This is a genomic window from Winslowiella sp. 2C04, assembly GCF_050037805.1.
In the GTDB taxonomy this organism is placed as follows: domain Bacteria; phylum Pseudomonadota; class Gammaproteobacteria; order Enterobacterales; family Enterobacteriaceae; genus Erwinia; species Erwinia toletana_A.
The window spans coordinates 853016-872826 of record NZ_CP188300.1 but is presented as its reverse complement, the minus strand read 5'-3'; the positions used below and the strand labels follow the sequence as shown (position 1 = coordinate 872826).

The following is a 19811-nucleotide window of genomic DNA, read 5'->3' as shown; positions in this document are numbered from 1 at the left end:
AACATATACTTTCTTTCAGCAAATATGATTGATGTCGTGGCAGTAACCCGTATTCCAAAAGCCTGTACCTGCAGATAAAAAACAGGACATTAGAGCAATGAATAAAATAACTGATGAAGTACCGTTGTATATAAAGGTGCATGAAACCGATAACGTGGCGATTGTAGTGAATAATAATGGTCTGCCGGCAGGCACCACGTTTAACTGCGGCCTGCAATTAACTGAACATGTTCCACAGGGACATAAAGTGGCGTTAAATCCAATCGCCTGCGGCGGTAATATTATTCGTTACGGCGAAGTGATTGGTTATGCGCTGCGTGATATCGCGCAGGGCAGCTGGATTGAAGAATCGCTGGTAGCGCTACCCGAAGCACCACCACTGGCCAGTTTACCGCTGGCTAACCGCGTACCCGACGCGCTGCCAGCGCTGGAAGGTTACACCTTTGCTGGCTATCGCAACGCCGATGGCAGTGTCGGAACCCGCAATCTGCTGGGAATTACCACCAGCGTACATTGCGTCGCCGGGGTGGTGGATTACGTGGTAGCGATTATCGAGCGCGAGCTGCTGCCGCGTTATCCCAACGTCGACGGCGTAGTCGCGCTGAATCACCTGTATGGCTGCGGGGTCGCGATCAATGCACCGGCAGCAGTAGTGCCAATTCGCACAATTCATAATCTGGCGCTTAACGCTAACTTTGGCGGTGAAGTGATGGTGGTCGGTCTCGGCTGTGAGAAATTGCAGCCGGAGAAACTACTGACCGGCACCGAAGACGTACAGGTTATCTCGCTTGATGAGCAGGATATTGTGCGCTTACAAGATGAGAAGCTGGTTGGCTTTCAGGCAATGGTGCAGGAAATTTTACAGGTAGCTGAACGCCATTTGCAGCGGCTGAACCAGCGCCAGCGCCAACAGTGCCCGGCATCAGAACTGATAGTCGGCATGCAGTGCGGCGGCAGTGACGCCTTTTCCGGCGTTACCGCTAATCCTGCGGTCGGCTTCGCCTCCGATCTGCTGGTGCGCTGCGGTGCCACGGTGATGTTTTCTGAAGTCACCGAAGTACGGGATGCAATCCATCTGCTGACGCCGCGCGTGGTCAATGAGGCCGTCGGTAAACGTCTGCTGGAAGAGATGGCATGGTATGACGACTACCTAAGTCAGGGACAAACCGACCGCAGCGCTAATCCGTCGCCGGGCAATAAAAAAGGTGGGCTGGCTAACGTAGTGGAAAAAGCGCTGGGATCGATTGCCAAATCAGGCCGTAGCCCGATTGTTGAGGTACTTTCGCCCGGTCAGCGCCCGACTCAACGCGGCCTAATCTACGCGGCAACTCCCGCCAGTGATTTCGTTTGCGGCACTCAGCAAATGGCTTCCGGCATTACCCTGCAGGTGTTTACCACCGGACGCGGCACGCCATACGGCCTGGCGGCGATTCCGGTGATCAAAATGGCAACGCGAAATGCGTTGGCAGAGCGCTGGCATGACTTAATGGATATTAACGCCGGCACCATTGCTACTGGCGAAGAAACCATTGAGCAGGTTGGCTGGCGTCTGTTTGAGTTAATTCTGGAGATTGCCAGCGGCAGGCAGCAGACCTGGTCCGATCGCTGGGGAATTCGCAATGCGCTGGCAGTGTTTAATCCGGCTCCGGTGACCTGAGATTTTTACGGGGCCAGCCAATGCGGCCCCAACAAATCAGATCAGTTTTGCCCAGGCTTCAACCCATGGCGTGGTAACCGCTTCTGGCTCAGGATTTTCCATCGCATCAATGGTCAGCAGTTCACCCACCCGCTTAGCGCCGTGTTCCTGCAACAACTGATCAAAGCTTTTGCCCGCGCCGCAGAAATGGTCATAGCTACTGTCGCCAAGCGCAATCACACCGTATTGCAGCTGCGGCTGATGGCCCAGCTGATCCCTGACCGCATGATACAGCGCCGCGATACTGTCGGGAAAATCACCCTGACCGGTGGTGGAGGTAATAATCAGCGCGACATGGTCGCTGTACTGCTGCCAGTCCGCCAGCGTGGCGTCCTCAAAAATCTTTACCTGATGGCCGGCCTGCTGAAGAACTGGCTCCGCCTCTTCTGCCACCAACAGTGCATTACCGTAAACGGTTCCGACAAAAATACCCACCTGCGCCATAACTTATCTCCTTAGATTGATGCACTATCCTGACTTGCTGTCGCGGCAAACTCAACCCTCGGAACATCAGGGAGACAATGCTGCCAGCCGAACTGCTGCATCATCTTTTGCCAGATATCATCCAGCCCGGCGCGAATCACCAGCGGCTGCCCGGTCACCGGATGGTTAAGCGCCAGACTGCTGGCATGCAGCATCAGGCGCTGACAGCCAAAGTGCTGCGCTGCGCCGCGATTCTGCTTTAAGTCACCGTGTGCGCTGTCGCCAATAATCGGATGGCGCAGATGCGACATATGACGGCGCAACTGATGCTTACGCCCGGTGTGTGGCTGCAGCTCGACCAGCGTGTAGCGCGCGCAATCATAGCGGCCAATCGCATACGGCATCTCGACCTGCGCAACGGAACGATAATCGGTAACCGCCGACTTTGGCGCGTTATCGCCCGAGGCGAACTTATCAGCAATTTTGTCCAGCTCTTCCGTCAGCGGATAGTCAATGCGCTCTTCGCCATCAAGCCAGCCACGTACCAGTGCATGATAGGTTTTCTGCATCTGATGTTGCTCAAACTGCTGCGACAACAAACGGCCAACCTCACTCGACAGCCCCATCAACAGCACGCCAGAAGTCGGTCGGTCGAGGCGATGGGCAGTAAATACGTGCTGACCAATCTGGTCGCGTACCGTTTGCATCACGACGACTTTCTCTTTGCGATCGAGCCAGCTGCGGTGAACCAACCAGCCTGCGGGCTTGTTCACCGCGACCAGGTGTTCATCCTGATAAATAATTTCCAGCATCAGTGGGCGCTGTCCGTGAAAAGATCATCCAGCGCTTTCAGCTGGCTCAGCAGCAGCACGCGGCCGGATACACTGGCTTCCAGCGCCTCTTCGTAATAAGAGGTGATCGCGAAGTTTTTCGGTAGTGGCGCGTTGGCATCCAGCAAGGCCTGCATGCGCGGCAGTAGCACCCATTGCAACCACTCCAGTGGCAACATGGTGTCGACGCTGAAAGGCTCGGTACTGTTAAACGCCGCAGTATCTGGCGCGCTGCTTTGCCACAATCCGTTGTCCTGCATGATCTGGGCTATGTCCAGCAAACGTTGGCGAACCTGTTGTTCACGACTCATCGGCAACCTCTGGTGAAGAGACAATAAAAATGGGCGGCAAGAATAACACTCCGCGACGAGCGGGTAAAAAGGATGAACAAAAAAAAGGGAGCACTGTATAAACAGTGCTCCCGGTTCGTTTGCAGCGCTCCAGCTACTTTTGTGCTCCCTGCTCATCCTTGAAAACTTTTCCTGTGTGCCATCCTGACACCCTAAGCCATCCCGGCTTACACTCCTTTGGCATCCTGGCCCACCACACCATCCTGGTATAGCTCTCATTCTCCTTCCTGGAGGTGTCCATATCTCATCCTGAGATATCCTTGCTTCTTCCTGAAGCCTTTCCATGCATCGTCCGGATGTTGTTCCGCTTCATCCTGAAGAGACATCATCCTGATGTCGTCCAGTCCACAGTATCCTTCCTGATGCCAGGCATTCTGCCAGATCAGCGCCAGTAAACAAGATAGTTGCCGCATTTATGGCATCATCTTACGACCATCAGAATGACCCGACTAACCTAACCTCATGATTTACAATATTTTCACATTTTAACAGTGAAATAACGACATGGATTTTCTGGCGATCTCTCACACTCCATGTAAGAGATATCTCACAAAAACATAAGGCAATATCGCAAAAAGGATCATCTAACAGGTTGTAATAACTTGAGAAAATCCGTTATTGAACCGGCGAGGATTTCACGCTTATTTTTGCCTAATTGCTCAATAATCACTTCACCACTGAGATTACATAGTGAAATCACCTCCAATTCAGACTCAGTTGTAGCGATAAATAGCGTGGGCGTCTGTTTTAGTCGACGCTTCATCACCAGGTGCCCAATCAGGTTTTCCTGCACCCTGACGAAGTCCTCTTCGCTCCAAACCTGTACCAGAGACAGTTCATTTCCGTTCAACTGAGCTGACATGTCACCAGCAAATTGTGTGGTATAGAATGCCACCAGCGCGGGCTGAAGTTGCAATCCGATGGCGCGCTCAATCGCATCAAGATTTTTGGCCAGCGTAAACGGCTGCGGCTGCCAGAAGATTTCGTCATCAAGCGTTTGTGTAATACAGGGAGATGCCACCCCATACAACGCTGCGCTGGCGGGCGGATGTCCGCACTGCTGCTGCCAGAACTCACAGTAGCGGGTGGTAAAATCGGTCAGCGCTTGGGTGGTCTGTTCCATCTTTAATTTTCTCACTGTTGGCCAGCTAAGTTACACTTATAAACCCTGGTATCAGCGATTAGTATACCTAAAGAGATTGGCGTTGCGGTAAGGCAGCGCGTCACCCTCGGCTGACAGAGGTCAGTGATGCGGATCAGTGAACATCGCTGCTGCTTCAGTTATGAAGGTGGATTCGACAGTTTAGCCCGCAGAGCGGGCAATTAAGGTAAGAGTATGTCTACACACGATCAGCACCTGGCTTTGCACGGCCTGACCCTGGGTAAAGCAACAGAATATCATGACAGTTACGACGCCAGTTTATTGCAGGCGGTACCACGCAGTATGAACCGCGAGCCGCTCGGCCTCTATCCGGACTATTTACCGTTTAGCGGTGCCGATATCTGGACGCTGTATGAGCTGTCATGGCTTAACAACAAAGGCGTACCGCAGGTTGCCATCGGCGAAGTGGTGCTGAATGCCAGCAGCCTTAATCTGATAGAGTCAAAAAGCTTTAAGCTCTATCTCAACAGCTTTAATCAGACGCCGTTCGCCGACTGGGGCGAAGTGCGTCAGACGCTTGAGCGCGATCTCAGCGCCTGCGCGCAGGGTGACGTCAGTGTGGCGCTGTTTCGTCTGCAGGAAATTGAAGGGCAGCCGATGGGGCATTTTGACGGCAACTGCATTGATGAACAGGACATCACCATTGATAACTATCAGTTCAATGCTGACTACCTGGAAAATGCCACCTCGAGTGAGGTGGTGTCAGAAACGTTGGTCAGCCACCTGCTGAAATCTAATTGCCTGATCACCAATCAGCCCGACTGGGGTTCAGTGCAGATCCGCTACCGTGGCCCGCGCATCGATCGCGAAGCGCTATTGCGTTATCTGGTCTCTTTCCGCCACCACAACGAATTCCACGAGCAGTGTGTTGAGCGTATTTTCAATGATATCCAGCGCTTCTGCCAGCCGGAAACGCTGTCGGTTTATGCGCGTTATACCCGCCGCGGTGGTCTTGACATCAACCCGTGGCGTAGCAATTGCGATTTTATACCGTCGCATTCACGGCTGGTTCGCCAGTAATTGCGAGATATCTCGCAGGCCGGTTAACCGCTTCAGGAATCAGTTGTGAAACCGGTACTGAGAGCGTTAATCTGAAGTCTGGCGCTAAGTGACAAGCTGGCGTTACCAAAGGATTTTTCGTCTCTGCTCCGCCCGCTGGGCGCAGAGTCACAAATCACCCTGGCGGGTGTAAAGGAGTTCATTTGATTACACATATTAGCCCTCTTGGCTCGATGGATTTGCTCTCACAGCTGGAAGTCGACATGCTGAAGCGCACAGCCAGCAGTGACCTCTATCAACTGTTTCGTAACTGCTCACTCGCCGTGCTTAACTCCGGAAGTCAAACCGACAGCAGCCATGAACTGCTCTCCCGTTTCGAAAACTTTGATATCAATGTGCTGCGTCGTGAGCGCGGCGTGAAGCTGGAGCTGATCAATCCGCCGGAAGACGCGTTTGTTGACGGCCGTATCATTCGATCACTGCAAGCCAACCTGTTTGCGGTACTGCGCGATATCCTGTTCGTTAACGGCCAGATTACTCATGCCGAACGTTTCCAGCATCTGAACCAGGAAGACTCCATCCATATCACCAATATGGTGTTCTCGATTCTGCGTAATGCGCGGGCACTGCATATCGGCGAAGAACCTAATATGGTGGTCTGCTGGGGCGGACACTCGATTAACGCCACTGAATATCAGTATTGTCGTAGCGTTGGCTCACAGCTTGGCCTGCGCGAGCTGAATATCTGTACCGGCTGCGGACCGGGCGTCATGGAAGCACCAATGAAAGGTGCCGCCGTTGGACATGCCCAGCAGCGCTACAAAGATGGCCGCTTTATTGGCCTGACGGAGCCATCAATTATTGCCGCTGAGCCGCCGAATCCACTGGTCAATGAACTGATCATTATGCCGGATATTGAAAAACGCCTTGAGGCGTTTGTCCGCATTGCGCACGGTATCATCATCTTCCCGGGCGGGGTTGGCACCGCTGAAGAGCTACTGTATTTGCTGGGTATTCTGATGAATCCGCAAAACCACGATCAGGTGCTGCCGCTGATTCTTACCGGGCCGAAAGAGAGTGCCGACTACTTCCGCGTGCTGGATGAGTTTATCGTCAATACCGTGGGTGAACAGGCGCGCCGCCACTACACCATCATCATTGACGATGCAGCCGAAGTCGCCCGTCAGATGAAAAAAGCGATGCCGAAGGTTAAAGAGAATCGTCGTGAAACCGGAGATGCCTACAGCTTTAACTGGTCAATTCGTATTGCGCCGGATCTTCAGGTACCGTTTATACCAACCCATGAGAATATGGCTAATCTCAATCTTTATCCGAATCAGCCGCCAGAGAAACTCGCCGCCGCACTGCGTCGGGCATTTTCCGGCATCGTTGCCGGCAATGTTAAAGAGATGGGTATCCGTGAGATTCAGGAGAAAGGGCCGTATAAACTGCACGGCGATGCGCAAATGATGCATCACATGGACGATTTACTACAGGGATTTGTCGCTCAGCACCGCATGAAGTTGCCGGGCACCGCCTATATCCCCTGCTATGAAATCATAAAGTAACCTGCTACGGAGCGGCATCCGTGCCGCTCTGACTTCGAGCTTATGACTAATCATCTGTTAATTGTTGATGCACTGAATCTGATTCGCCGCATTCACGCTGTTCAGGGCTCTCCCTGCCAGCAAACCTGCGTGCAGGCGTTACAGCAACTGTTGCTGCACACTCGTCCGACCCATGTCGTCGCGGTATTTGACGACGACGAGCGCCGCGACGGCTGGCGTCATCAGCTGTTGCCCGACTATAAAGCCGGACGCCCACCAATGCCGGATAACCTGCAAGTGGAAATGCCGCTCTTACGCGATGCCTTTGCCGCCGCTGGCGTCACCTGCTGGACCTCTCCCGGCGATGAAGCCGACGATCTGGCGGCTACGCTGGCGGTAAAAGTCGCTTCGGGCGGTCATCAGGCGACGATTGTTTCGACCGATAAAGGCTATTGCCAGCTGTTAGCGCCGTCGATTTTTATTCGTGATTACTTTCAGAAGCGCTGGCTGGATATGCCTTTTATTGCCAAAGAGTTTGGCGTTACGCCACAGCAGCTCACCGATTACTGGGGGCTGGCAGGTATCAGCAGCAGCAAGATTCCCGGCGTTGCCGGCATTGGACCAAAAAGTGCCAGTCAGCTATTAACGGACTTTGGCTCGCTGGCAGGTGTCTATCAGCATCTTGATGCCGTTCCCGAAAAATGGCGAAAGAAACTCGAAGAGCACCGTGAAATGGCGTTTATCTGCCAACAGGTGGCGACGCTGAAAACCGATTTAATCTTAGATGGTAATCTTAAAGAACTGCGTTATGAGGCAGGTTAACTTATTTAAATCGGATGACATGATAATCGGGTCACCCGTCCAGATATACTAATTATATCGATGATATTAATTATAAATTTAATAAAAAGGTAATCATAAAAATCATCTATTTCGTACTGACTCTTCTTTTTTTGCAGGCTATCTTTGTTTTTCATTGTCTCGTATATTAATAACCTGAAGGGATTGAAGTCAATTAACCGGGACGTTAATTATGGATACTCACGCCGACCACAAGCCGCAGACAGCGGCGCTGCAACTGCCAATACGCATCTATGAAACCCAGCGTAAAATGGATGACTACTTTGCCGATGATATGCATTACGGCGATATCAGTGAAAAAGTGCTTAAAGAGCGCTACAGGTTACGTGACATCTCTACACGTATTAATCCGTTTACCTTTCCCAACCGACTGGAAAGCGCGCGCATACTGTTTGACGAGTTTCGCAGCTTATCAACCAGCCTCTCTTTTGTCGGTGAGTATCAGTCACTGATTGGTAAATTGATAGACCATATGCAATATGGCCAAGGCGACAGATTTTTCGACCCGATGCTGGATGCGGCGCTGGAAAATCATAGTTCGATGGAGAGCTCTTTGCAGAAAATCAAACAAACTTTCACACAGCTCACTGACTGGGGACATGGTCATTATCCTGAAAGTAACATCAAAGCATTAACTGCTGAGATTGCAGAATCTAAATTACCAAAATTCAACAGCCTCATGGATAGAATCAATGGGTTAGCCATTAGCGTACATGACACTTGGGCTACACATATCACTCTTGAAAGCTATGAGGTGAACAGAGATCGTTACAAAGCGAAAATCCACTACAGAGTCCAGGACCATTTTGGACTCGATAATGATGATATTAGCAATTTGTTATATCGAGAGTTCCGTATCTTTCGTATCTGGTTTACATTGCAACGCTGGCAAGGCTATGGTTATCAGCCATTTATCACTGAAATGAATGCAATTAAAACGATTGAGGGCAGCAGATTTGATACGTTTTAAACTAATCGCAATAGCCTCTATCTTCACAGGAGCTGTTTTTTTCGGATGGTTATTTCAACCAACCAAAGTTATTGACGTCCATTACTCAAAAAAATTTGACAACTATTTCGTTATCGTTGAACACTTTCCATTAACCAGGAACAATAAAATTCTCTGGTGGGAGGAAAATAAATCTCTGTTTAAAGAAAAGTATCATGTTCCCATAGGAGAATGCGACTATGGTATAAGCTTTTGGGTTGGAAACTATAAAACTGACTCGGGAACCGATCAGGACAGTGACTTACTCTGTTTTGATGAGATGAACACTAAAAAAAATTGCATTGAAAAAGATCATCGCCCAATGAAAATTTGGTATCGAAAAGACAAAAATGAAACTATCTATCTTTTCAATTGAACGTTAACGTTTTTTTAGAGCATTTCAAGAGTGTGTTCATTCTAACCCCGCGATCATCCCTGATCCGGGGTTAAATAGCTAATTAATAGCGCTCATCACGACGACCCGGAGTGGCACTCCAGATACGGCGTACATGAACCGTGACCTCTTCTCGATCGTGGTAAAGTTGGCGCGCATTAATCTGTGCATTGATGCCGCTGGCTTTCAGTTTTTCATTCATCATTGCCAGATTCTGCGACACTTCTTCGTAGCGCTTTTTCATTGGCAACTTAAGATTGAAAATCGCTTCACGGCACCAGCCGTTAACCAGCCATTCGGTCATCAGATTGGCAACGCGTACCGGTTTTTCCACCATGTCGCATACCAGCCAGTAAATATTGGTGCGGGTTGGACGATATTTAAATCCATCTTCACGATGATGGGTAACCTGTCCGGTATCCATCAGGCTTGGTGCCATTGGACCATTATCAATCGCATCTACCATCATGCTGCGCTGTACCAACTGATAGGTCCAGCCGCCCGGGCAGGCGCCGAGATCGACGGCATACATGCCGCTGGCCAGGCGCTCATCCCACTCATCGGCAGGGATAAAAACGTGGAAAGCTTCTTCCAGTTTCAGCGTCGAACGGCTTGGTGCATCTGACGGAAACTTCAGGCGCGGAATTCCCATAAAGAACGTTGAGTTATTATCCGGGTAAGAATAACCGACATAGCAGCAGCCCGGCGCAATAAAGAATACATGCACCACCGGGCGTTTGGCTGACTCATAGTTCAGCAGGATATTGCTACTGCGCAGGCTGGCACGCAGCGGCACGGTGAACTTACGGCAGAATTTCAGCAGCTCTTTGCTCTGGTTGGTGTCCGGCACTTCGACCCGTAGTTCACCACCTTTTTCGACCACTCCGGTCAGCATGCCGACGACTGGCGACACACGGTCTTCCGGCGGCAGATCGCGTAACAGTTCTCCCACGACCACCATCTGACGTGCGAAAATCAGCTCGCTGAAGGGCAGTTCGCGCACCAGCTTGTCAGCGTCTTCATGCTGATAACACTCAAATAACACGTAGCCTGAATCTTCTTTTACCCTTGCAAAACCAAACACTTCGCGCTGTGTAGCTTTATCGGTAATCTCGGCGGCACACTCTTTCTCAAAACCCTGACGGCAATACAGCAATACTTTATTCATGGCGATCTGCCCTTTTCTTCAGACGCAGTGCGCCAATTAACATTAAAACCCAGCCGATAAGGAAACAGACGCCGCCAACCGGTGTAACAAAAACCCACATCTTCAGATGTGACAGCGCCAGGCAATAGAGGCTGCCACTAAACAGTACCGTGCCCAGCGCCAAAAATGCGCTGCTCCAGTAAAACCAGATATTGGCGCGACGCAGCATTGCCGCGGCAAGACCGAGAATCGCCAGCGTATGATAAGCCTGATAATCCAGCCCGGTATGGATCCATGCCATCTCTTGCGGACCAAGAGACTGGCTTAGTACATGGGCACCAAATGCCCCAAACATCACGAAGACAAATCCGCTGATGGCGGAAAAGATCATCATTGCACGACTGGACATTAACCTATCCTCAAAACAGAAGATGCGCCATGCTTCCCCAACGGAAAATGCACCACGCACCGCATCAATTAGTGTTCGTAGCGAAAGCGAAATGTTTCCTGTTCGCTTGCGGCTTTTGCCAGGATCCATTGGCGAAAGGCGGCTATTTTACCCAGTTCTGCCTGACTGTCATGACAAACCAGATAAAAAGCGTTTTTACTGACCAAAACATCGTTAAACGGGCAGACCAGCCTTCCCGCTTCCAGCTCGGTCTGCGCCATCACATTGTTAGCCAGCGCGATCCCCTGACCATGGATTGCCGCCTGCAATACCATCGCGCTATGGCTGAAGATCGGCCCCTGCTGCACATTTATATGCTGCAAGCCTAGCTGGCGGGTATAGGATTGCCAGTCACGGCGCGAGGCATCATGCAACAGCGTGACTTTTTCCAGGTCAGCCGGCACTTTTAAGGGATTATCGCCGGTAAGCAGCAGCGGAGAGCAGACCGGCAGCAGATATTCGGCATACAGTTTCTCCACTCGCAGCCCTGGCCAGTTGCCGCGACCATAGAAAATCGCCACATCGACATCGTCGGCTAATTTTTCCTCTTCACGGTCGACGGCCTGGATACGCACATCAATACCCGGATAAGCTGAGTTAAAGCTTGAGAGTCGTGGAACCAGCCACTGAATGGCAAAACTCGGCAGCAAACTGACCGTCAGTGCCCCTTTCGCACTGCGCGCCTGAAGCTTACGCGTGGCATCATTCAGCGCGGAGAAGATTTCCTTGATATCCAGATAATAACTTTGCCCTTCCTCGGTAAGTAGCAGCGAGCGGTTACGGCGGCGAAACAGCTTCAGGCCGAGAAAATCCTCTAAAGATTTGATTTGATGGCTAACCGCAGCTTGCGTCACAAACAGCTCTTCAGCCGCTTTGGTAAAGCTGAGATGCCGTGCCGCTGCATCAAAAACTCGCAGCGCATTCAGGGGAGGAAGTCGTTTTGACATGGTTTCCGCAATGTTTTCTGTTACAACCAGACGTAACTCGACAAGCGCGTGTTACGTATTAGATTTTTTTATCCGAGACATTATAAATTGTCCGTTGAGGAAGCTCCAGCAAATACCTATAGTTGCCGCACTTCCAGAGCCGGAACGAAAAGTTGTTTGAAATTTGTGTGAGAGATCGCGGAATTTTCGAAAACTTTTGGCTTGTGGTCGTGATGTTGTGTTTGCAATTGATCTGACGCTTTTCAGATCCGGTAGCTTAGCTGCCCTTTTAATTCCTGTAGATTTATCCTGTCTGTCCATAGTGATTTAGTAGCACCGCAAATTGCGGTGCTTTTTTTTACCTGAATCTTACTGGCCCATCTCAACCATTTCTTTTACATCAGAACGATTGATCTGCTGCTTGTTGCCATTCGCATCTTTGTAGCTGATCATACCGGTATCTGAATCTACAACCGGCTTGCCATCGGCAACAATGGTGCGCCCATCATTGGTGTGCATCACATAGTTGCTGGAACAGGCAGCTAAAGTAAAGGTCATGGCGCATGCGGCCAGTACTGCGGCTAATTTTTTCATTTTATATCTCCTTGCAGATAAATTGCGATAAACCACCCGTAAATGGCTAAATTTAGTCGCGACAGAAGAACGATCTTCGGTGAGCAGCAAAATCTATATGCGGGTAATGTTTAAACCTTGCAATAATTAGCATAACGCTCTTTTTCAGCTTTTCCAGTTTAAGACCATGAATTTAGCCATCTTCTGAACGTATGAACCACGAGAACAGTATGAAGTCTTTTAATCCGGCGCAGTTTCGTCAGCAGTTTCCTGCTCTGGCCGATGCTGGCGTTTATCTTGACAGCGCTGCTACCGCACTTAAGCCGCAGGTGGTTATCGAAGCAACACGCCAGTTTTACAGTCTCAGTGCAGGAACCGTGCATCGCAGCCAGTTTGCCGAAGCGCGTAAGCTGACCGAGCGCTATGAAAATGCCCGTAGTCAGGTGGCGCAACTGCTCAATGCGCCGTCGCCACTGGCGATCGTCTGGACGCGCGGCACCACCGACGCCATCAATCTGGTGGCGCAAAGCTACCTGCGTCCACGACTTCAGCCGGGCGATGAGATTATCGTCAGCGAAGCCGAGCACCATGCTAATCTGGTTCCCTGGCTGATGCTGGCACAGCAAACCGGCGCGCGGGTGATTAAATGGTCACTGGATCCGAATCGCCTGCCGGATATCACGGCTCTGCCTGGCTTGCTGAATCAGCGTACCCGCCTGCTGGCATTGGGCCAGATGTCTAATGTTACCGGCGGATGCCCGGATATCGCGGAGGCGATTGCTCTCGCTCATCAGGCCGGCGTGCCGGTAATGATTGATGGCGCACAGGGAGTGGTTCACAATCCAGCGGATGTGCAGGCGCTGGATATCGATTTCTACGCTTTCTCAGCGCATAAGTTGTATGGGCCGATGGGCATTGGTGCGCTGTACGCCAAACCCGAACGGCTGGCAGAAATGCAACCGATACAGGGTGGCGGCAAGATGCTGACTGACGTCTCATTCGACGGTTTTACTGCTCAATCCGCTCCCTGGTGTTTTGAGGCTGGCACGCCTAATGTTGCCGGGGTTATTGGCCTGAGCGCAGCGCTGGAGTGGCTGGCTGAAATCGATCTGCCCGCGGCAGAAGAGTGGAGCTGCGGCCTCGCCAGTCTGGCCGAAGAGCGGCTGGCAGAACTGGACGGTTTCCGCAGCTATCGCAGCAGCCGCTCCAGCGTACTGGCCTTTGATATTCAAGGCATACATCACAGCGATCTGGTGACGTTACTGGCAGAGAGCGGCATCGCGCTGCGCGCCGGGCAACATTGCGCGCAGCCGCTAATGAACGCGTTGGGCGTCAGCGGCACGCTGCGCGTCTCCTTTGCTCCCTACAATACCTTGCAGGATGTCGATGCGCTGATCGCCGCCATGCATACTGCAATCACTTTACTGGCAGATTAATGATGAGTTCAGCACCACTGGCCCCCCATCCGTTTGGCGACGTGATTACCGTTGCCAGCTTACAGGAGACGTTCTCTGCCTTTCATCAATGGGAAGATCGTTATCGTCAGCTGATTCTACTCGGCAAGCAGCTTCCCGCGTTACCGGCTGAACTAAAGACCGCAGACATTGAACTCAGCGGTTGTGAAAACCGCGTCTGGCTCGGACACCAGCTGAATGCCGATGGCACCCTGCACTTCTATGGTGACAGTGAAGGGCGCATCGTAAGGGGATTACTGGCGGTGCTGCTGACCGCCGTTGAAGGGCAATCCGCCGCGAAGTTGCGAGACAGCGATCCGCTGGCGCTGTTTGACCAGCTTGGGCTACGTCAGCAGTTAAGCAGCTCGCGCAGTAGCGGTTTGCAGGCGTTAACGGATGCAGTAAAGCGCGCGGCAAGCTAAACGCCACAACAGTTTTACGACTGACGTGCGGCCTTTGCCATCATCTTTTTCAGCACATGAGATACGGCAACAAAACCAAAAGTTGCCGTTACCATGGTCGCCGCACCAAATCCGGCAGAGCAGTCCATTCTTTTCGGCCCTTCAGCGGTGCTGCGCGATGCGCAAACACTGCCGTCCGGCTGCGGATAAACCAGCGCCTCGGTTGAGAACACACAATCAATTCCCAGCTTACCCTTGCTGTTTTTCACTATGCCAAAATCCTGTTTCAGCCGCTCACGCAGCTTAGCCGCCAGCGGGTCCTGAATGGTTTTTGCCAGGTCGGCTACCTGAATTTGCGTCGGATCTATCTGGCCACCGGCACCACCGGTTGTCACCAGCGGAATCTTATTGCGGCGGCACCAGGCCAGTAACGCGGCTTTTGGCCGCACGCTGTCGATAGCATCAATCACGTAGCTAAAACCTCCGCTCATCAGCTCAGAGGTGTTATCCGCGGTAATAAAGTCATCAATACAGATCACCCGGCACTCAGGATTGATTGCCAGAATACGTTCTGCCATTACCTCAGTTTTTGCTTTGCCGACGTTATCACGCAGCGCATGCACCTGACGGTTAGTATTCGTCACGCAGACATCATCCATATCAATCAGGGTGATGGTGCCGATACCGGTACGCGCCAGCGCCTCTGCTGCCCAGGAACCCACACCGCCAATACCAATTACACAGATATGCGCCTCAGCAAACAGCTGCAATGCATGCTGACCATATAAACGTGCGGTGCCGCCAAAGCGTTGCAGCCAGGCGTCGGAAAGAGAAGTCATGAATCTACCCTGGTTAACATTAATAAATCGGGATGTCAGTTATTGCGGGCCAGAACTGACCCGCAATTAAGAGAAGAGTTTAATGGTTCGTGCCTTTCAGCATTGCACCATTATTGCCGTTTTAGCTGGCGCTGAACACACTCGTGCCAGCACCGGGTGCCGCACGCAGGATCCAGACGCGACCATAATGGTTGAAAAAGCCCGCCATATGACCAGCATCCGGTCCGATACCCTGATAGATATCAAAGTGCTGGCCCTTAATTGCGCCACCGACATCCAGTGCCACCATTACACGCATCTCATACTTGCCGGTAAACTTGCCGTTATTGTCAAGCAGCGGCACTTCTGCCAGCAATACGCTGCCTGGCGGAATCAGAGCGCGATCGGCAGCAACCGATGCCTTCGCCACCAGTGGTACTGCGCTGGCACCGCGCACCGGCGCAAAGTTTTCTGGCTTAAAGAAGACAAATGACGGGTTGGTTTCCAGCAGTTCACGCACTTCATACGCGCTGTGCTCATCCGCCCATTTACGAATCGCCTGCATCGACATATCTTCACGCTTCACTTCACCGCGATCGATTAATGTCTTACCAATACTGTGATAGCCGTGCCCGTTCTTACCGCTATAGCCAAAGAACATTAATGGGCGGCCATCGCCAAAGTCGACGTAGCCACTGCCCTGCACATCCATCATAAAGTTATCCATCAACGAATTGCTGTATCCGATGATGTAGCGATCGTCGAGCGCACCGGCATAAATCTCTGCACGGCTTGGCAGCTTGCGACCTTTACTGCGTGGTGGCAGGCGATACAGCGGATACTGAAATTCACCCTGCCGCGTAGTGCGCGCCTCAATTACCGGAGTGTAGTAACCGGTAAATTGCACGTTACCGTAGTTATCGACACCTTCCATCTGGAATGCATCAAGACCAAACTGGCGCAGCTGGCGAGTATCACCACCGGCGATTAACCAGCTTTCAATTGAGCTATAGGTACTGTTCTGGCGAGTGAACATTCGCGGCGAAGCCGATTTGATTGCACCGACCTGATCGACAAAGTCTTTACCATTAACCGGACGACCTTTGGCATTCGGCTGATTAACCAGCGCCAGCGGTTGATCCAGTTTACCATCTATATACTGCTGTCCTCTGTCAGTGGGTTTTGACGAGCATCCCGCCAGAAGCGCGAACAACGCGCCTGTCATTACATACTTTGCCCAACATCCTTTCATTTCGTTCTCTTATTTCGCCGGTTTGCAGGCCGAAGATAGCAAAGGCTAAATCAGATTTAAATGCGTCGGCAAAAAAAGAGCGGCCCATGTTGTGCAACAAATCCCCAGATGGTGGAAAAATTCGACAACAGACGGTATTAAAACCACTTTTTTTCAAAAATGGGTTGCATCAAAACGCGCGAAGAGTATAGTGCGCATCCACGGACGCGGGATGGAGCAGCCTGGTAGCTCGTCGGGCTCATAACCCGAAGGTCGTCGGTTCAAATCCGGCTCCCGCAACCAATTCGCTGAAGTTAAGCGAAACAGGCAGTAAAGAAGAGAAGTATTACGGACGCGGGATGGAGCAGCCTGGTAGCTCGTCGGGCTCATAACCCGAAGGTCGTCGGTTCAAATCCGGCTCCCGCAACCAATTCGCTGAGTTTAAGCGAAACAGCAGTACCTGTCGTGACGGAAGCGGCAGCAAATCGGACGCGGGATGGAGCAGCCTGGTAGCTCGTCGGGCTCATAACCCGAAGGTCGTCGGTTCAAATCCGGCTCCCGCAACCACTATTAAAACACCTGAAAGGGTGTTTTTTTGTATCTGGCATTTGTCAGTTTTCAGCACTCCCCTTCAGCGCGTTGCCAACAGCACAGGCGACCAGCGCGCCGCCCTGATAAGCTATTATTTTCTTGCCACCGCCCCACCATTAGCAAAATAGGCTTTAATCCCTGCCAGAATTGACTCAGCTACCTGCTGCTGGAATTTAGACGTGCGCAGCTTGCGCTCCTCTTCCAGATTACTGATAAATGCCGTTTCAACCAGAATAGAGGGAATATCCGGCGCCTTAAGTACCGCAAAGCCCGCCTGATCGACGGTTCGTTTATGCAGATGATTTACTTTACCCAAGCGCGACAGCACCTCTTTACCAAATTTCAGGCTGTCATTGATGGTCAGACTCTGCACCATATCGAACATGGTATGGTCGAGATAGCGATCGCCACTACGACTCACCCCACCGATCAAGTCGGATTCGTTTTGCGTTTGCGCGAGGAAACGCGCGGCGGTTGAGGTCGCCCCTTTCGTCGACAGGGCAAACACTGATGAACCACGCGCCGCCCGGTTAGTAAAAGCATCGGCATGGATAGAGACAAACAGATCGGCGCGCTGCTTTCGTGCTTTAGCAACCCTAACCTTCAACGGAATAAACACATCCTCATTACGCGTCATATAAGCCCGCATATTCGGTTGCTTATCGATTAGCGCTTTCAGACGGCGGGCGATCTTTAATACCACATCTTTTTCGCGCGTCTTATGCTTACCTATCGCCCCCGGATCTTCGCCGCCGTGGCCTGGATCGAGCATAATCACAATCGGTCGATCGCGTCCGGCTTTACCCGGTAATGGCGCGGCGGCGGGTTGTGTTCTTTCCAGCGTACCCTGGTTGTAATCTTCCAGTAATGCCAGCAGCGGATCATCAACCACATTCCCTTGTGACGGGTAGAGATCCAGCACCAGACGATCTTTGATACCGGCAACCGGCGGCAGGGTAAAAATACGTGGGGCCACATTGCGTTTCAGTTCCAGCACCAGCCGCACGGTATTTTTATCGAACTGCCCTACTCTGGCGTTCTTGATATAGGGATCGTTATCCAGCACCAGCTTCCCCACCCCTTTCAGAACCTGATTAAGGTGCAGATTTTCGATATCGATGACCACGCGTTCCGGATTGCTCAGGGCAAACTGCTTATATTTAAGCGGAACGTTAGATTCCAGCGTTAAGCGGGAGTACGTTGACGAGGGCCAGATGCGCACGGCAACCACATGACTGCTGGCAGCCATGCCAACCTGACTGACGCTTAGCAGCCAAACCGCGCCGGCGCTTTTTAACAACTGGCGACGACTAAGGAAAGAGTTTGATTGGGACATGCCGCTCCGGTTTACTGTGGTGTGTCTAAAAAACAGCCAAAAAAAAACAAGATGGCAAAAACTTTAGCGAATCCCTTAAACGCTGTCACCCGGAAAAAGCGAATAAATGCAGAGAATTAGCTGGGGAAAAGACGCATAGCTGGTGATAAGTAAGGATAATTGCCTCTTGCATCACAGGCAATAAAAGAATAAAAATACAGAAATTACGAATAAAAATGCAAAGAGGGTTGGCCGTGAAGGAACGTAGTACTGAGCTGGTTCAGGGTTTTCGCCATACCGTTCCCTATATCAATGCGCACCGCGGCAAGACGTTTGTCATTATGCTGGGGGGTGAAGCGATTGAGCATGAAAATTTCTCCAGCATCGTCAATGATATCGGCCTGCTACACAGCCTCGGCATCCGGCTGGTAGTGGTTTATGGCGCACGCCCACAAATTGACGCCAACCTGGCTGAGCATCAGCTTGAACCGATTTATCACAAGCATACGCGCGTCACCGATGCGCAGGCGCTGGAGTTGGTTAAGCAGGCAGCGGGTCGACTGCAACTGGATATTACGGCTCGTCTGTCGATGAGCCTGAACAACACACCGTTACAGGGCGCGCATATTAATGTGGTAAGCGGTAACTTTATTATTGCCCAACCACTGGGCATAGATGACGGCGTCGACTACTGCCACAGTGGACGCATTCGTCGCATCGACGAAGAGGCGATCCATCGCCAGCTCGACAGCGGCGCGATTGTGCTGATGGGGCCGGTTGCGGTTTCAGTCACCGGCGAGAGTTTTAACCTGACGTCTGAAGAAGTGGCAACCCAGCTGGCGATTAAGCTGAAAGCTGAAAAGATGATCGGCTTCTGCTCTGAACAGGGCGTCACCAATGATCAGGGTGAGATCATCTCTGAACTATTCCCAAATGATGCCCAGCAGCGCATCGAAGCGCAGGAAGTGCACGGCGATTACCTCTCCGGCACCGTGCGCTTTCTGCGTGGCGCCGTTAAAGCCTGTCGCAGCGGCGTGCGCCGCAGCCACCTGATCAGCTATCAGGAAGACGGTGCACTGTTGCAGGAGCTGTTCTCACGCGACGGTATTGGTACGCAAATCGTGATGGAGTCAGCCGAGCAGATTCGCCGCGCGACCATTAATGATATTGGCGGTATTCTTGAGCTGATTCGTCCGCTGGAGCAGCAGGGAATTCTGGTGCGTCGCTCTCGCGAACAGCTGGAAATGGAGATCGATAAGTTCACTATTATCGAACGCGATAATCTGACCATCGCCTGTGCAGCGCTCTATCCTTTCCCGGAAGAGCAGATTGGCGAGATGGCCTGCGTCGCGGTTCACCCTGACTACCGCAGCTCATCGCGCGGCGAAGCTTTATTACAGCGCGTGGCGTTACAGGCGCGCCAGATCGGGCTTAAAAAATTGTTTGTGCTGACCACCCGCAGTATTCACTGGTTCCAGGAGCGCGGCTTTACGCCGGTGGATATCGAAGTGCTGCCGGAAAGTAAGAAGCAGATGTATAACTATCAGCGTCGTTCGAAGGTGTTAATGGCGGATTTAGGCTGATAATCATCCCCACAGATTCTCTGCAGGGGTGCCGAAAACGGCTCCCCTGCAGCAAATTCCGCCCGTGCCGAAAA

The 19811-nt window shown here is 51.8% G+C and carries 21 protein-coding genes and 3 tRNA genes; 12 read left to right on the top strand and 12 right to left on the bottom strand.

Going from position 1 to position 19811, the window contains the following annotated elements; all coding sequences use genetic code 11:
- Nucleotides 1-97 precede the first annotated feature (97 nt).
- Nucleotides 98-1657 (top strand): galactarate dehydratase, encoded by a 1560-nt coding sequence (gene garD, locus ACP3TC_RS03740; protein WP_426817546.1) that lies wholly within the window; start codon nt 98-100, stop codon nt 1655-1657.
- A gap of 36 nt (nt 1658-1693) precedes the next feature.
- On the opposite strand, the gene ACP3TC_RS03735 is transcribed toward garD, so the two are convergent.
- From ACP3TC_RS03735 to syd, 5 genes are all read right to left on the bottom strand, one after another.
- Nucleotides 1694-2140 (bottom strand): flavodoxin, encoded by a 447-nt coding sequence (locus tag ACP3TC_RS03735; protein WP_313853472.1) that lies wholly within the window; start codon nt 2138-2140, stop codon nt 1694-1696.
- A gap of 11 nt (nt 2141-2151) precedes the next feature.
- A complete protein-coding gene (gene truC / locus ACP3TC_RS03730) occupies nt 2152-2931 on the bottom strand; it encodes a tRNA pseudouridine(65) synthase TruC (RefSeq protein ID WP_313853473.1) in 780 nt (259 codons plus the stop codon).
- Complete coding sequence (locus ACP3TC_RS03725; RefSeq protein ID WP_313853474.1) at nt 2931-3260, bottom strand: YqcC family protein; 330 nt, start codon at nt 3258-3260, stop codon at nt 2931-2933. Before ACP3TC_RS03725 ends, truC begins: the two co-directional genes overlap by 1 nt.
- Nucleotides 3261-3514: 254 nt before the next feature.
- Nucleotides 3515-3712 carry a hypothetical protein gene (locus ACP3TC_RS03720; RefSeq protein WP_313853475.1) on the bottom strand — a complete coding sequence of 66 codons (198 nt, stop codon included), beginning with the start codon at nt 3710-3712 and terminating at the stop codon, nt 3515-3517.
- Between the two features lie 167 nt (nt 3713-3879).
- Nucleotides 3880-4422, bottom strand: coding sequence for a SecY-interacting protein (syd, locus tag ACP3TC_RS03715; RefSeq protein ID WP_313853476.1), 543 nt, complete (start codon nt 4420-4422; stop codon nt 3880-3882).
- 213 nt (nt 4423-4635) lie between these two features.
- Between syd and queF the strand changes: the two genes are divergently transcribed.
- The 5 genes from queF to ACP3TC_RS03690 all read left to right on the top strand — a co-directional run bounded on the left by queF (nt 4636) and on the right by ACP3TC_RS03690 (nt 9232).
- Nucleotides 4636-5481, top strand: a complete 846-nt coding sequence (gene queF / locus ACP3TC_RS03710; protein WP_426817545.1) for an NADPH-dependent 7-cyano-7-deazaguanine reductase QueF — start codon at nt 4636-4638, stop codon at nt 5479-5481.
- 182 nt (nt 5482-5663) lie between these two features.
- Nucleotides 5664-7028, top strand: a complete 1365-nt coding sequence (ppnN, locus tag ACP3TC_RS03705) for a nucleotide 5'-monophosphate nucleosidase PpnN (protein ID WP_313853478.1) — start codon at nt 5664-5666, stop codon at nt 7026-7028.
- 42 nt (nt 7029-7070) lie between these two features.
- The gene (gene xni / locus ACP3TC_RS03700) at nt 7071-7829 is read left to right on the top strand and encodes a flap endonuclease Xni (RefSeq protein ID WP_426817544.1); all 759 of its coding nucleotides are present in this window, start codon (nt 7071-7073) and stop codon (nt 7827-7829) included.
- A 211-nt stretch (nt 7830-8040) separates the two neighbouring features.
- The gene (locus tag ACP3TC_RS03695) at nt 8041-8838 is read left to right on the top strand and encodes a DUF3289 family protein (protein ID WP_426817543.1); all 798 of its coding nucleotides are present in this window, start codon (nt 8041-8043) and stop codon (nt 8836-8838) included.
- Complete coding sequence (locus tag ACP3TC_RS03690; protein WP_426817542.1) at nt 8795-9232, top strand: DUF943 family protein; 438 nt, start codon at nt 8795-8797, stop codon at nt 9230-9232. The genes ACP3TC_RS03695 and ACP3TC_RS03690 overlap by 44 nt, the downstream gene beginning before the upstream one ends.
- Nucleotides 9233-9314: 82 nt before the next feature.
- Here ACP3TC_RS03690 and rlmM read toward each other — a convergent pair whose 3' ends face one another.
- The 4 genes from rlmM to ACP3TC_RS03670 form a co-directional block, all read right to left on the bottom strand.
- Nucleotides 9315-10418, bottom strand: a complete 1104-nt coding sequence (gene rlmM, locus ACP3TC_RS03685) for a 23S rRNA (cytidine(2498)-2'-O)-methyltransferase RlmM (RefSeq protein ID WP_426817541.1) — start codon at nt 10416-10418, stop codon at nt 9315-9317.
- Nucleotides 10411-10806, bottom strand: a complete 396-nt coding sequence (locus ACP3TC_RS03680) for a DUF423 domain-containing protein (RefSeq protein ID WP_052899522.1) — start codon at nt 10804-10806, stop codon at nt 10411-10413. Before ACP3TC_RS03680 ends, rlmM begins: the two co-directional genes overlap by 8 nt.
- A gap of 68 nt (nt 10807-10874) precedes the next feature.
- Nucleotides 10875-11792 carry a transcriptional regulator GcvA gene (locus ACP3TC_RS03675; RefSeq protein ID WP_426817540.1) on the bottom strand — a complete coding sequence of 306 codons (918 nt, stop codon included), beginning with the start codon at nt 11790-11792 and terminating at the stop codon, nt 10875-10877.
- A 348-nt stretch (nt 11793-12140) separates the two neighbouring features.
- Nucleotides 12141-12365 (bottom strand): YgdI/YgdR family lipoprotein, encoded by a 225-nt coding sequence (locus ACP3TC_RS03670; RefSeq protein ID WP_313853488.1) that lies wholly within the window; start codon nt 12363-12365, stop codon nt 12141-12143.
- A 209-nt stretch (nt 12366-12574) separates the two neighbouring features.
- Here ACP3TC_RS03670 and csdA point away from each other — a divergent pair, with 209 nt between their 5' ends.
- A complete protein-coding gene (gene csdA / locus ACP3TC_RS03665) occupies nt 12575-13780 on the top strand; it encodes a cysteine desulfurase CsdA (protein ID WP_426817539.1) in 1206 nt (401 codons plus the stop codon).
- 2 nt (nt 13781-13782) lie between these two features.
- Nucleotides 13783-14220 (top strand): cysteine desulfurase sulfur acceptor subunit CsdE, encoded by a 438-nt coding sequence (csdE, locus tag ACP3TC_RS03660; RefSeq protein ID WP_426818233.1) that lies wholly within the window; start codon nt 13783-13785, stop codon nt 14218-14220.
- A gap of 14 nt (nt 14221-14234) precedes the next feature.
- Here csdE and tcdA read toward each other — a convergent pair whose 3' ends face one another.
- Together tcdA and mltA are read right to left on the bottom strand one after the other, a co-directional pair.
- The gene (tcdA, locus tag ACP3TC_RS03655; RefSeq protein WP_313853491.1) at nt 14235-15038 is read right to left on the bottom strand and encodes a tRNA cyclic N6-threonylcarbamoyladenosine(37) synthase TcdA; all 804 of its coding nucleotides are present in this window, start codon (nt 15036-15038) and stop codon (nt 14235-14237) included.
- 121 nt (nt 15039-15159) lie between these two features.
- Entirely contained in the window at nt 15160-16269 is a 1110-nt protein-coding gene (gene mltA, locus ACP3TC_RS03650; RefSeq protein ID WP_313853493.1) for a murein transglycosylase A, read from the bottom strand.
- Between the two features lie 205 nt (nt 16270-16474).
- Between mltA and ACP3TC_RS03645 the strand changes: the two genes are divergently transcribed.
- From ACP3TC_RS03645 to ACP3TC_RS03635, 3 genes are all read left to right on the top strand, one after another.
- Nucleotides 16475-16551 (top strand) — tRNA-Met (locus ACP3TC_RS03645).
- Between the two features lie 50 nt (nt 16552-16601).
- Nucleotides 16602-16678: transfer RNA gene (locus ACP3TC_RS03640), tRNA-Met, on the top strand.
- 60 nt (nt 16679-16738) lie between these two features.
- Nucleotides 16739-16815, top strand: a tRNA-Met gene (locus ACP3TC_RS03635).
- Nucleotides 16816-16930: 115 nt separating this feature from the next.
- Here the strand turns inward: ACP3TC_RS03635 and amiC are convergent.
- The gene (amiC, locus tag ACP3TC_RS03630) at nt 16931-18175 is read right to left on the bottom strand and encodes an N-acetylmuramoyl-L-alanine amidase AmiC (RefSeq protein ID WP_313853494.1); all 1245 of its coding nucleotides are present in this window, start codon (nt 18173-18175) and stop codon (nt 16931-16933) included.
- Nucleotides 18176-18390: 215 nt separating this feature from the next.
- Between amiC and argA the strand changes: the two genes are divergently transcribed.
- Nucleotides 18391-19737 (top strand): amino-acid N-acetyltransferase, encoded by a 1347-nt coding sequence (gene argA / locus ACP3TC_RS03625; RefSeq protein ID WP_313853496.1) that lies wholly within the window; start codon nt 18391-18393, stop codon nt 19735-19737.
- The last annotated feature ends 74 nt before the right edge of the window (nt 19738-19811 follow it).